This is a genomic window from Symbiopectobacterium purcellii, assembly GCF_019797845.1.
GTDB classification, from domain to species: domain Bacteria; phylum Pseudomonadota; class Gammaproteobacteria; order Enterobacterales; family Enterobacteriaceae; genus Symbiopectobacterium; species Symbiopectobacterium purcellii.
The window spans coordinates 1733092-1746353 of record NZ_CP081864.1; the positions used below are offsets into that span (position 1 = coordinate 1733092).

Annotated in this window: 11 protein-coding genes, 1 tRNA gene and 1 pseudogene; 3 read left to right on the forward strand and 10 right to left on the reverse strand. The window is 49.4% G+C overall.

The window, feature by feature from the left end:
- Window positions 1–119: 119 nt before the first annotated feature.
- On the reverse strand, window positions 120–2573 hold the full coding sequence (locus K6K13_RS07990) for a dermonecrotic toxin domain-containing protein (RefSeq protein ID WP_222160312.1): 2454 nt from the start codon (window positions 2571–2573) through the stop codon (window positions 120–122).
- A gap of 211 nt (window positions 2574–2784) precedes the next feature.
- Complete coding sequence (locus tag K6K13_RS07995) at window positions 2785–3222, reverse strand: hypothetical protein (RefSeq protein WP_222160313.1); 438 nt, start codon at window positions 3220–3222, stop codon at window positions 2785–2787.
- A 283-nt stretch (window positions 3223–3505) separates the two neighbouring features.
- Between K6K13_RS07995 and K6K13_RS08000 the strand changes: the two genes are divergently transcribed.
- Window positions 3506–4912: a diguanylate cyclase gene (locus K6K13_RS08000; protein ID WP_222160314.1), complete on the forward strand. Its 1407-nt coding sequence runs from the start codon at window positions 3506–3508 to the stop codon at window positions 4910–4912.
- Here K6K13_RS08000 and K6K13_RS08005 read toward each other — a convergent pair.
- The 3 genes and pseudogenes from K6K13_RS08005 to K6K13_RS08015 all read right to left on the reverse strand — a co-directional run bounded on the left by K6K13_RS08005 (window position 4903) and on the right by K6K13_RS08015 (window position 6927).
- Window positions 4903–5133, reverse strand: coding sequence for a YceK/YidQ family lipoprotein (locus K6K13_RS08005; RefSeq protein WP_222161239.1), 231 nt, complete (start codon window positions 5131–5133; stop codon window positions 4903–4905). The two genes, K6K13_RS08000 and K6K13_RS08005, sit on opposite strands and share 10 nt — an antisense overlap.
- Window positions 5134–5234: 101 nt before the next feature.
- A pseudogene (locus K6K13_RS08010) lies at window positions 5235–6251 on the reverse strand (sensor domain-containing diguanylate cyclase).
- Window positions 6252–6477: 226 nt separating this feature from the next.
- Window positions 6478–6927, reverse strand: coding sequence for a hypothetical protein (locus K6K13_RS08015; protein ID WP_222160316.1), 450 nt, complete (start codon window positions 6925–6927; stop codon window positions 6478–6480).
- 351 nt (window positions 6928–7278) lie between these two features.
- Here K6K13_RS08015 and K6K13_RS08020 point away from each other — a divergent pair, with 351 nt between their 5' ends.
- Window positions 7279–7506: a YdgH/BhsA/McbA-like domain containing protein gene (locus K6K13_RS08020; protein WP_222160317.1), complete on the forward strand. Its 228-nt coding sequence runs from the start codon at window positions 7279–7281 to the stop codon at window positions 7504–7506.
- Between the two features lie 151 nt (window positions 7507–7657).
- Here K6K13_RS08020 and K6K13_RS08025 read toward each other — a convergent pair.
- From K6K13_RS08025 to K6K13_RS08035, 3 genes are all read right to left on the reverse strand, one after another.
- Window positions 7658–7734, reverse strand: a tRNA-Pro gene (locus K6K13_RS08025).
- Between the two features lie 78 nt (window positions 7735–7812).
- Complete coding sequence (gene yejM / locus K6K13_RS08030; protein ID WP_222160319.1) at window positions 7813–9516, reverse strand: LPS biosynthesis-modulating metalloenzyme YejM; 1704 nt, start codon at window positions 9514–9516, stop codon at window positions 7813–7815.
- A gap of 15 nt (window positions 9517–9531) precedes the next feature.
- Entirely contained in the window at window positions 9532–9759 is a 228-nt protein-coding gene (locus K6K13_RS08035; protein WP_195312827.1) for a YejL family protein, read from the reverse strand.
- A gap of 166 nt (window positions 9760–9925) precedes the next feature.
- Here K6K13_RS08035 and yejK point away from each other — a divergent pair, with 166 nt between their 5' ends.
- On the forward strand, window positions 9926–10933 hold the full coding sequence (yejK, locus tag K6K13_RS08040; RefSeq protein WP_222160320.1) for a nucleoid-associated protein YejK: 1008 nt from the start codon (window positions 9926–9928) through the stop codon (window positions 10931–10933).
- 103 nt (window positions 10934–11036) lie between these two features.
- Here the strand turns inward: yejK and rplY are convergent, their stop codons facing one another.
- Complete coding sequence (gene rplY / locus K6K13_RS08045) at window positions 11037–11321, reverse strand: 50S ribosomal protein L25 (protein WP_222160321.1); 285 nt, start codon at window positions 11319–11321, stop codon at window positions 11037–11039.
- Window positions 11322–11493: 172 nt separating this feature from the next.
- A complete protein-coding gene (radD, locus tag K6K13_RS08050; protein WP_222160322.1) occupies window positions 11494–13260 on the reverse strand; it encodes a DNA repair helicase RadD in 1767 nt (588 codons plus the stop codon).
- Window positions 13261–13262 lie beyond the last annotated feature (2 nt).

The following is a 13262-nucleotide window of genomic DNA, read 5'->3' on the forward strand; positions in this document are numbered from 1 at the left end:
CTGTTCATAAAATATAAAACAGTGTTTTGTTTTGTGGGATTGTGACGGCTATCTTGCTTTGACGCTACGTCTTGTCAGACACGGCTTACTCATAAAAGCCAGCGATAGAGGGCGCAAGGCTAGATAGACGCTATTTTCACGTTGCCCTCATCGAGACCAGTGGCATCCAATACTTCTTTCAGTTCGACATTATCACCCTCAATAGACACACACCGAAACAAGGCACGATCTTCTATCAGCACCTCCGCTTCATGCAGATTACGGGTAAATCCGCTGATAGCGTGTGCTGCATGGCTGACATGGATTTTGTACAAGGCTTGATGCGGCCCTTTGCCGGCCTTGTGCGCCATCGCGATATTCTTATCGGCAGAGGTGGATAGAAATTTTTTAACCAGAAGAATATCTCCGGGTTTTAAGGTCGCCCTGAGCTCTGGAGGTAGTTCGCCCCCGCGATATACCACGCCGTGAAAACTGGGCAGCTTATTCAGCAACGATCGTATATTTGCCACCATCTGCGATGATTGCTCTGCGAACATGGGGCCCAAAAAGTCTTCAGGCATGTCGAGCTCAAGATACTCATTGATCATGTCAGAAACGTTGCGCGTGTAATCGCTAATGGCGCGCCGTTCGGCAGCGTTCGTCTGGTATTGCCCTCCACCGCGCTCCTGATAGCGGTTATAGAGGCTAGCGGCAGGGCGGGAAGCGCCAAGTGTCTCCATTATCGCTTCTGTTGGCGTGTGGATATAGCGTTCCCCCTGTACTTGGCTGAATTGAAATGTGGCAATCACTTTGCGGCGTCGAAAAGGGGATAACATCCCCGTTCTTTTTCGTGCATAGATGGTAAACAGATTCTCCTTTTCTTTTATTCTGAAAAACCTGTCATCTGAGCCGATAAATTTCTTACCTTCAATATTAATAAATAAAGCCGGGTGCGCAGGGTCTCGACCAATGATCATGGCATCTTCTTTGGTAAATCCCTTATCTCTGTTTTTACTCAGTGCCTCTTGAATGGATGCTGATAGCCGAGTACAGGGGACTCCAGGTGCTCGGCGAGTGCGGCATTGTGTATAGCTAACGCGTTCGAGTGGCGGCTGTTTGCGTTCAAAGTAACCGCCGTCAAAAAAAACGATCTCCTGCTCATCTGCGAGAATATACATGCCTTCAAATGAGCCAGGACGGACCGCATAAAAACGGTTTTCGATACAAATTGCTAAGTTATCGGAAGCAGACTGTGGGTCTGAATAATGGAAAATACCCTGCGCATCGGGTTTTGTCTCTGAAAAAAGGGACTTATCCAGTTCGGGAAGGTTGTGCGTGCGTAGCGTCATGCTCTGTGCGGCTGACAGCATCTCTTGTTCGGGGATATTGACGTTGACGTGCTCAAAAGAGAGGGTTTTATCAAGCACCGCTGAGCGGCTCTCTTCTGCCAGTGAATATTTGATTTTATCAATAAATTCATAACCCTCTGTATTAAAGCGACTGACCTTGTCCAACGTTATCATCAAGACCAGATTGACGATATCGTTCGATACCTTATTCCATTCTTGTTGACGTTCCTCACTGGTATCCCCGTCGAAAGCGTGCTCGAGATGAATTGCCAATGCAGCAAGGGGAGTGATGGGATTGGGCAGAATGGCAGCGGCATCAATATCCGTTTCCCAGATGTCACGAATGACTTCGGCATCTGATTTGACCCGCGTATCCAGATCGCTGAAAAAACGTTCGCGCTGCCTGTTTGCCATAACCGTGAAGAATGTTGAGGGGCTAATCGGCGTACGTTGTGTGCCGATTTTGCTTTTATCCCGTTCGCGATTGACGCTATTGCATTGCGAGATTATCCAATTATCTACACCGGAGTAGATGATCCCATCCTGTCGATTGTTGAGTGAAAAGTGAGAAGTAATACTCTGCTGGTGGACCTTATCATGACAGCTATCGAGTACCCATGTTTGCATATCCTCTATGCTGTCAAACTCCGCAAATTTATTTGCCGCTCTGGGTAGATAAAGCGTAACACGACGCTCGTTATTATTGTAAAACATAATAAGGTCAGCAGATTGATAGCCATTAATATCAAACACTGAGGCAGTTACGTTGTTATTCTTAGTCAACCCGGTCCCTGACAACAGGTCAGATACGGCACGGTGAGTAAGTGACTGAGCGGTGAGGTTGATGATGAAGTCGATAAAGTTTTTTTTGCTATGGATACCATTGTTATCGAATATGTGGGTGTAGAGGGCGAGTGCTTGTTGATAAAAATTGATATCCCACACCAGTTGAATGAATGCCGATGGCAGCAATTTAACCTCATTTTCCCTGTCAAACGTATTTGTCGTTTCAGGCGCGACGCGATAAATACCGGATTGGCTGTTTACCGAAACCAGATGTTCCTGAGCGTCTGCTGGAAAATTTCGTATCAGATAGCTTGATAATGTGCCATATTCTATCGGTCTACCTGATAAACACCACCCCGAGAAGCAATCCGAACAACTCATCGCTGAATTAAATAACATAAAGTAGTTTTTATCTGGATCGATATCCAGATTAAGTTTCTCTTTAAGATTTTTTTTCATGATTGAAGCGGCGAGAGCGGTTAAAGAGGGCGTTCTTTTCTGGTAATCATCATAAAATTGCTTTAATGATACTTCGGCATTTTCAAAAAAAACATCACCCTTTTTTTGTCTATTGTATAGTACGTTTTTTCATCATTCGTGATGATACCTGTTTTGCCAAACACATATATTTTTTCGGGTAAGGCGGTTGTTGAATGCGTTACTTGGTCGGCTATTGAGTAGGGTGCTTCTCTGATCTTTCTATCGTTTTTTTTTCGTTACTATCAGCATAGCGTTGGTGATTTGACGTGGTCTCTGTTTTGACGCGTAAACGCTCATTTAACAACGGCAGTGTTTGAGTCGCGTGGTTTAATGCCAGCGGAGAAGGGGCGATGTCAGGGCTTTCACCCGCGAATAGCGTATGTGCGCGAACGTGATTCAACAATAATATAAAGCAAATTATTTGTTTTAATTGTAAACGGTGTTCTCTCTGCTGACAAGCGTCGTAGGAGGGCGCTATATTTTTGATATTCGACGCGAGGGGTATTTTTTTAACCGTTTTATCTACGGTGCTTGGTGCTTTCTTATTGCACCGTTTTGCATTTTCTTTCATTTTACTTTGATGATAATGACCGATGCGCATTCTATGTTGATCTATGCTTATTACCATTGTGGGTGATCTCCTTTTTTGGATCAGTAATAGAGATAGGTGACCGGTGGAAAAATAAGTAAAGTAAGGGATAGTCTGAAGTGTGACGAAATGATCATAGCGTTTAGGTGAAAAGAAAAAAAAACATTTCCGCTTTTTCCTCGAGCGAATAGGCGTTGGTGATTACTGTTGCGAACCTTATGATGTCTTTTGGAAATAATCCGTAATGAAACTGTTAGCGCGGTGGTATATCACAGATGAATCGCCTATCATGGCAGCTGGTTAACCACTTTATGTCCTACCCATGACTATTTCTGTTAAAAATGATTATCATATCGAGCCATTATTAAGCGAATGGCGCACCTTGGTTGAAATCACACAACCGGAAGCCCATGCTCTGTTGCACTCTCTGAGTGATGATGAAGTCCGCTATCTGGTAGACCGCTTTTATGATTACATGCTCAACGACGAACATGCGCATCGCTATCTCAATACCCGCCAGGTCACAGAGCAGTTAAGTATCAGCATGTTTCACTGGTTGCGCAGCGTGTTGGGCAGTGCTCAACAGGATTTGGCTGCTCTACTTGCCCAACAGCACCATGTGGGTGTTGGGCACGCGCGTATTGGTCTCCCCATCGATTTGGTAGCACGCGGTGCCCGCAAATTAAAAAATGATCTTTATCCGCTATTAACGAATAAAGGGGAGCACTCTCCGTTTGTAATCAACAGCGCACTTTGTTTTAGCGGGTTGGCAATGGATACCGCTCTGGAAGCGATGACCATCGCCTATTCCCCCACCTATAAAAATGCCATGCGCGATCAGGAGCGATACCGCGTATTGAGCGTGTACGATGATGTTAGCGTTGAGCGGGAGCGGCAATTAGGGGCACTGATGAACTGGGAAAACCAGTTTATCTATCATGTGGCGACAGAGTTGCCGCTGGCCGATATTTCGCTCTTGGGGCGTTCAGAATTTGGATTATGGTTTTCACACAAGGGAAAACACCTGTTTGGTTTCCCCGACCTGTTGCGTGAAACGGATACCCTGATCGACAAGGTTGACCGTGAAATAGGCGCAGCTGCGCCAGCGGCGATCGCTCAGGCGGAGGCGCGCATGCGGCTGTTACGCAATGTGCGGCAGCTCACCGGACAAATTACGCTGATTATCACTTCCATGTTTGACGAACTGGTCAAGTTTGAAAACGGCAAGGATCCTCTGACAAACCTGTTAAACCGACGTTTTATTCCGACCATCATGCGTCGGGAAATTGCTCTGGCGACCAGTACCAGAAAACCCTTTACGCTAGTGATGATGGATGTGGACCATTTCAAACAGGTTAACGATCGCTACGGCCACGATACGGGTGATGCGACGCTGAAAAGTATTTCAGCCATGATCTACGATCACGTTCGCAGCAGTGATTACGTTTTCCGCTATGGTGGTGAAGAATTCATGGTGCTGTTGGTGGAAACGTCGTTACATCAGGCTAACGTTATCGTCGATACGCTGCGTGAAAAGGTGGCGGCTACGGCGATCAGCGCCTTCGGCAGCCAATCGTTTTCCGTTACTCTCAGCATCGGGGTGGCAGAGTTTGATTATCACCCAGATTACCAACGACTGATCGACAACGCCGATGCGGCGCTCTACCAGGCTAAAAGCAGCGGCCGCAATCGGGTCGAATTACACGGACGAGATCCTATTTATTCATAAGGGCCGTGTTTCATGTCTATGGGCAGCAATATTGTATCGGCTAGCATTGAGAGCGGCTGATCGATAATCACCAGATATTTCCACCAGCGATCTTTTAGCAGCCACTGAACGCCGGGATAATACTGGTGACCCTGGCCTTGCCCTTTGACCGTTCGACTGATGATACTGCCGCAGCCAGAAAGCTGGCTGGTGATGATCAAAGCAATCAGGAATCGTTTCACGGGATAAACTCGATTAGCCACTGAGTGGTGAGAGTGTGGTGAGATACAGTCTACCTGATAATCATCGCGATGTGCGGTATTGGCCCACAGCCAACAAAAGATCAATGAAGCTGACGTCTGCGTTGCTTTTTTTCTTCATACATCACGGTGTCTGCCGCTCTCAGGGCTTCATCCGGTGTGCTCAGGGCCGGGTTGATCGCTATCGCACCAATACTGGCTCCTGCGTAGTCTATGTGACATCCCTCAAGCGCATAGTCCCCAATCAACAAAGGGGTCAAGCGTGCTTTGAAGGTCTGCGCGGCTTCCTTTGCATTTTCATGAATATACGGGCCTGTTGTTGCAACGATGAACTCATCGCCGCCGATTCGTCCCAGCATGTCTTCTACGCGTATCCCTTGCCTGAGTCGTAGACCGACCGCACACAGAAAGTCATCACCCGCCTCATGGCCGTAGCGATCGTTAATCAGCTTAAACCCATCCAAATCGATGAAGGCGATGACGACAAAGCGATTACTGCCGAGCGCATGTGAAAACAATTGAGGTAATTGCTTGAACACCGCTCGTCGATTGGGCAATTGGGTCAACTCGTCGGTGTAGGAAAATGCGGTCAGCGCCGCGTTGGCTTCCTGTAGTTGGCAGAGTAGCTGCTCTTTCTGGATATACTGCGCTATCAGCTCGGCAAACAGCTGTAATATTTGTTCGCTGCGGCCGTCCAGTTTCTGTTTTTCACCGCTGACCGCACACAGCGTACCGTATAACGATCCGTCGTCCAGGCGTACCGGTGTGGTGACGTAGGTGGTGATACCCAGTTGTTTCGCTGCTTGAGAATCGACCCAATGGCTGGGCACATCGTCAATCACACAGCGGTCTTCCGATAATGCACGCCGACACAGCGTGTCCTCCCAGGGAACGGAGAGTCCCTCGGGGATCTGCATTTTTTTGCTATTACGGGAGAACAGCACGTGCTGCACATTTTTATCGGATTCAATATGCGTGAGGTAGGTGGATTCCATATTGGTTACAAGTTAAAGCATTTCAAGTAGTTGCCTGACCAGTCCTTCCAGCGATTTTTCAGCCACCAGCACGGATGAAATCCGCGCAATCAGTGTTTCCTGCATAACCCCTTCCCCCGTAACGCCTCTGCTCTACTCACGTTAATAACGTTGTTTATATAACTATTATATCTGAGACAAGGAGACATGATATTGGAATCGTCTTTACTTCCTTGCTCTTGTTGGATGAGGTCAACACCCAGGCAGACCCCATGACTGTCAAACGATGAAGGCGGTGAGTTGAAATGAGACGTGGAGCCCCAATGGCGTTGATTGCCGGGCGTTTTCGCTTTTATTCAGTCCACTTCAGGCCAGAATCCGTGGTCTCAATATTTTCGGTATCACACTCTGAACCATCGGTGTAATTGCAGGTGCCCACCATCAGAAGAGAGACGGAAGGATGGGTACCACAGGATTTTCCGTAAGCTTCATTGGATAATGTTCGTGATTCGTTGGGTTGAATGGGCTTATTGAAACTAAAATGCGCGGCATCACACCTGAATTTTCCTTGTCCATTTTTAACGAAAATATAGGCTTCAAATCGCTTCAGCGGGCTGCTCTGCAGGTTTTTTACGGTATAGCTGCAAGCGCAACCCCCTTCAGTATCCTTGAGTTTTCCCTCAGTGATGACCAACATTTTGGTTGCAGATTGTTCTGCCGCTGGCGTTGCCGTTTCTGCGGCATTAACCCAAGCAGACGCCGCTAAACTTAACGTAAATAGAGCCAGTAGAATGCGTTTCATTATATCTTCCCTGTTGAAATGATTAGACTTTATGTCCAGGTAATTATATGAAAATACGCAGTAATATTAAATTTATAAAAGCAGCAAGGCGCTGATATGGCTTTTTATTCCGTTAGTTTTTTATTGCTGAGGGTGTTGTGCTTTTGTGAGGGGAGATAGGTTTTAATGAGCGGATGATGCGCTGTCATTCAGTATGTAGGGCTGATGCGCAAGGCCTTGTTGTTTGATTCAATTTATTTGAATTATTATAACAATTTTCTCTGATATTCACTCCTGAACGATGGCGCTATGATTCATCACATCAAAGGCAAATAGCCTTTACATCAAACATCGAACAGAAGGATTTATATCATGAACATTATCAAAAAATTTGCCGCAGTTGTTGCTCTTGGTCTGGTTTCTTTCGGTAGCTTTGCTGCGCAAGACATGGGTACTGTGCAAGTGAGCGGCGCAGAAACGCTGAGCGCATTTGAAGCGCAGGTAGCGGCAAAAGCGGAAGCAGCAGGTGCATCTTCCTACAAGATTGTGTCTGTAGCCGGTAACGATCAACTGCGTGGTACCGCAATCCTGTACAAATGATTTCCGGATTGCTGATGGGCCTGCGAGAAAGGGGAGCGAAAGCTCCCTTTTTTGTGCGTGGAGGTTCAAGGCCCCTGTCAGGGATGTTGCTCCGCCACATTTCAGGCATAAAAAAACCAACCGTAAAAGGTTGGTTTTTTTTGGGATTATTTGGTCGGCACGAGAGGATTTGAACCTCCGACCCCTGACACCCCATGACAGTGCGCTACCAGGCTGCGCTACGTGCCGACGTTATGGGGCGCTATATTACCGTCTCCTGAGTCGATTGCAATAGCCAGCTGGCGCGATCGCTTTAGATTTAGGCAGTTAGTTGGCAATAAATCGCCTTTCGCTGGTTAGTACCTGTAACAGCAGCGGTAAACTCGGTTTTTCATCACGCAATTTTTCGCCGTCGCTGTTGTAGGCATCGTAGCTGCCATTGGCTTCCAATTGGATGATCTGCTGCGGCGTGGTGATCATCAACGCCCCGCGGTTGCCGTTCACTAGCCAGTTATTACGTCGCTGGGCTGAAAACAGGTCTTCGCCTTGCGCATAGTCTGTGGCGGACGTTTTGACATACAGTAAACGCTGCATAAGCGTGACCATAACGTCTTTTTGATCCGTCATTTTAATGATGGTTTGCGCCGGTGTTCCTGGCCAATGCACCACCAAGGGGATTTGCCACTGTGAGCGACGGTAGCGGCTGCCTTTCTCCTGTTCGCTGGATTTTGCCGTAATAACCACGACGGTATTATCCAGCTTGCCTTGGCTTTGCAACGTATTCAGTATTGCACTGATGCTTTGATCGGTAGCTTTAGCATCCGTCAGGGCGTGAGGGCCAGTGGTGCCCAGCTCAATATAAGAGAACCATGGCGATGTGGGTTGCGTAGCGGTTTCCAGCCACGTCTGCCACTGTTGCACGGTATCCGCATCACGTTGAATTACCGGTACTGACAGCGAAAAATCTGACAGCAGTGCCTGACGATAAAGCGGGTTATCGAAGCCATTGCTTGAGAACAGGCCAAATTGATAGCCCTGTTGGTTCAGGGAACTCACCAATACTGATGGCGTACGTGCACTCAATACCCCATCCATATAGGTAGTCGAGATACCGTAAAACAGGTTAAACAGACTGCTTTGGGCATTCTGGCCCACATTGAAATGGTTGCTGAAGTGCACATTCTCTTCAGCAAAACGCATCAACTGGGGCATTCGGGTGAGCGGCAGTTGGTCTGCCACCACAATCAACAGATTGTAGCCGCTGCCTGCATCGCGGAACTGAATAGTGTTCAGCGGGTAATCCAGCGTAATTGCCTCAGGGTTGCCCTGTAGCGCAATGCGGCGCTCATACGCTTGTGCATCCAGCAGGCCGTGTTTTTCCAGAAATCGTCGTGCTGTCATCGGATAGGATAACGGCAATGTCGCGCGCTGCATGGTGATAGGGCGATAGAAGTTGGCATCGGCCCAGATATACATCATATGCGAGGCGAAAAACGCACTGATAAACACCGCGGCGACCGGCATGCCAATACGGTGACGGTTCAGGCTACGCAGTTTTTGCCAGCACCAGGTGCCAAACAGCATCTCAACCATGAAAATCACGGGGATGCCGATAAACATCAGTTGCCAGTCACGGGCCAGGTCACTCTGCTCTGGATTGATCACCAGTTCCCAGACGGTGAGATTCAAGTGCAGATGGAAGCGGCTAAACACCTCCATATCCAGCAACAGCAGCGTCAGCCCTGCGGTCGCCAACGCCGCAGAAAGAAAACGTAGCAAACGCTGTGACATCACCACGAACGTCAACGGAAAGACAATCAGCAGGTAGACGGCAAAAACGATAAAACTAAAATGCCCCAGCCAACTGACAAGGGCATAGCTACGGCCAAGTAACGACGAGGGCCAATCCGCCACGAACAGATAGCGGCTGCCCACCCCCAGACTCAACAGGATATTAAATAGCGCGAACCAATGCCCCCAACTGATCATCTGGGAAACTTTTTCGCGATAGTTGTGACGGTTGCTTACCATAGCCTCTGGTCGGTGTTAGTGCGCGTTATGGGTGGTGATAGATGCCTGCAACGCATCAGCAAAAGAACGAGCCAATACCTGACGCTGCCCCGGTGCTACGCTGGTGTTGATAAGGTTGGTAACCATGTTGCCCAAAACCATCAAGGAGAGGTCAGTGGGGGCATGATGTTTTTCCAATACGCTTACCAATTCGGAAAGCACTTGTTCGACGAGTTCGTCACTGTAACGGGATAATTGTGCCATAAAAGGGCGATTCTCAAGCTGATAAAGGGGAATATCTTACCGTAACGACCTGACGTTTTCCGCAATTTTATCATTTTAGCGTCAACCGTTGGTGGGTGCAGGCTTTCTCTTGCAGGGGACCTGCGTTGGTGTTTGAATACGCTCCTTGCCAAAAGGAGAGTTTATCATGAGTCTGGATATCGACCAGATTGCCTTGCATCAGCTTGTCAAACGCGATGAGCAAACGTTGGAGTTGGTGTTACGGGATTCGTTATTAGATGCCACCCCCGCCGTTGACGAGATGATGGCTGAGCTGCACCGCGTCTACAGTGCGAAAAACAAGGCCTACGGCGTGTTCGAGGAACAGAGCGAACTGGCCCAGGCACTGCGTGGCTGCCGTAAAGGGGAGGAGGATTTTCTCGGGTTTAGTCGCGCGGCTACCGCTCGGTTGCGTGATGAACTGGCGAAATATCCCTTTGCGGAGGGCGGCATCGTGCTGTTCTGCCAATACCGCTATCTGGCGGTTGAGTATCTGTTGGTGGCGGTGTTGAACAGTTGCAGCAGCATGCGCGTCAATGAACAGCTGGATATCAGCAGCACGCACTATCTGGATATCCCCCATGCGGATATTGTGGCGCGTATCGATCTCACGGAGTGGGAGACCAATCCGGAATCTCAACGCTATCTAACCTTCCTGAAAGGGCGGGTAGGGCGCAAGGTCGCGGATTTCTTTATGGATTTCCTCGGCGCCAGCGCAGGGCTTGATACCAAGGCGCAGAATCGCGGCCTGTTGCAGGCGGTAGACGATTATTGCGCCGAGGCGCAGTTGGATAAAAACGAGCGTCAGCAATACCGTCAGCAGGTGTACAGCTATTGCAATGAGCAGTTGCAGGCTGGGGAAGAGATAGAGGTTGCGGCGTTGTCGCAGGAACTGCCGCCGCTGGGAGAGAAAACCTTCCATGCTTTTTCGCAAGAGCAGGACTATGAATTGGAAGAGAGTTTCCCTGCGGATCGTAGTACGCTACGCCAACTCACCAAGTTTGCTGGCAGTGGCGGAGGTTTAACGATCAATTTTGATGCCTTGCTGCTGGGCGAGCGTATCTTCTGGGATCCGACGACTGACACGCTTACCATCAAAGGGACGCCGCCGAATTTGCGCGATCAGCTACAGCGCCGTTTGAGCAGCGGTGATTAATAAGCGACCTGAAAACGAAAAACGCCGCATAAGCGGCGTTTTTCTTATCGACATTCTTGCTTGCTAGGAAAACACGCGGCGTCCCACAGGTTTCCCCAAACGATTAAGCGCGAACGAAGTCGATGTGAGTCAGTTTCGGCTTGTAAGCGTGACGCTGAACAGCCTGAACTTTAACTTTTTCTTCTTTGCCATCGACAACCAGGGTCAGAACTTCACCGTAAAAACCTTCTTTAGCTTCCAGGTTTTTAACGCTGTCGTGATCCAGGGCGATAGATACCGGCGCTTCCGCACCACCGTAAATGATGGCTGGGAATTTGCTGGCTGCGCGCAGGCGGCGGCTCGCACCCTTACCCTGCTCTTTACGTACTTCAACATTAATTGTGATCATGATTTTCTCTACTTTAGAAAATACACCTGCTACAGGCGACCCAGCAACAGGTTAGGTTATTCGCAATGGAATGTGTTATTCACAATGGAACAGAGTGGCTTTTGCATGACAAAAGCGGGCTGCATTCTAACGGAATATCCGCGTGGCGGCAAATGAAACTGTGTTGGGGCCGCTAGCGCAATTCATTGGCGCGGCGAAAACGACCTTCATAATCAAACAGTTTTTCCCTCACTTGCCAAAAGCCCTGCCGCTGTTTGCCTTGGCGTCGCGCTATGACAAAGTCTGGCGCACGCAGGGCGGTCTGTTGGCGCAAGATATCTTGGGCGGATTGCCATGTCAGTGTCAGTCCTGGCGCACGCTGGTGCACCCGTAAAAACTGTTGAGTAAATACGTGGCGCTGGGCAGGCGTATGCAGGCGAAAACGTTCGCTGACGTCCGCACCGTCTTCATCAACATAAGTGATCTTTAGCCACTCGCCTTTCTCATCCTGTCCGGTCGTCATCTGCATGCCACTACAGCGTAACACCAGGGCATCTTTCAACTTGAGTGCGGCTTTCAGCATGTCGTCAGGATCGACCATAATATGATCGCATTGGTGACAACGACGCGCGGCAATGTCGTTTTCTGCGCCACATTCCGGGCATACTTTGAAGCGAAACCGGTAATCACACTGTACACGTACACCGCTGTCGTCTTCTTCATAGCCCTGGCAGCGGCGGCCATAGTGTTCGAGGATATCACCTTCCGCCGTGGTTTTTCCCCAAAACAGGTTGGCAAAACCGCACTGCGGGCAAAGCACCTGTACCGGCTGACTACCGCTGTGCGGTTTATGGCTGCCGACTTCCGGCATATACAAATCGTGGGGATTCCCGGCGTAATCCAGAATCAGGCAATCCGTTTTTCCCGGTGACAGGCGCAGGCCGCGTCCGACGATCTGCTGATACAGGCTGACGGATTCCGTTGGGCGCAGGATAGCGATGACGTCGACGTGCGGCGCATCAAAGCCCGTCGTCAACACCGCCACATTAACCAGATAGTGCAACTGTTGCTGCTTAAAGGCGGCGATCAACGCATCACGCTCGGCGGCAGGAGTTTCTCCGCTGATAAAAGCGGCTTTTCCCCGCGGTAACAGACTGTGAATTTCTCGGACATGCTCCACGGTTGCCGCAAAGATCATCACACCGTTACGTTCGGTGCCGTAGCTGACTATCTGATTAACAATCTGGGGCGTGACGCGCTGCTGTCGTCGTAATTCGCGGTTGAGATCCGCTTCGCTGAACAGGCCGTGAGGGTGTACGTTCAGACGGCTGAAATCATACTGCACCACCGGCATATCCAGGCGCTGTGGCGGCACCAGAAAGCCATGTTTGATCATGTAACGCAGCGGTAATTCATAGATACAGTCGTGAAACAGGCATTGAGCATCACCGCGTATCATGCCGTGATAGTGATACTGATATATCCAGCCTTTGCCCAGGCGATAGGGGGTTGCGGTAAGGCCGAGCAGGCGCAACGCAGGGTTTTGCGCGCGCAGGTGCGTAATGATTTGCTGATATTGGCTGTCATCATCATCGCTGATGCGATGGCATTCATCGATAATCAGTAGCGAGAACTGGGTAAAGGCAGGCAGATTACGCGCCACGGATTGCACGCTGCCAAACACCACTTTGCCTTCGCTACGGCGCTGGTTTAGCCCGGCAGCAAAAATGTCGGCATTCAATCCCCAGGCGCAATATTTGGCGTGATTCTGTTCAACCAACTCTTTGACGTGCGCCAGCACCAACACACGCCCTCGCGCTAACCGCGCCAGTTCGGCAATCACCAGACTTTTTCCTGCGCCAGTGGGCAGTACGATCAACGCAGGGTGTTGATGTTGCCGAAAATAGGCCAGCGTGGCGGAAACGGCTTCCTGTTGATAGGGGCGTAGGGTGAACGCCATGG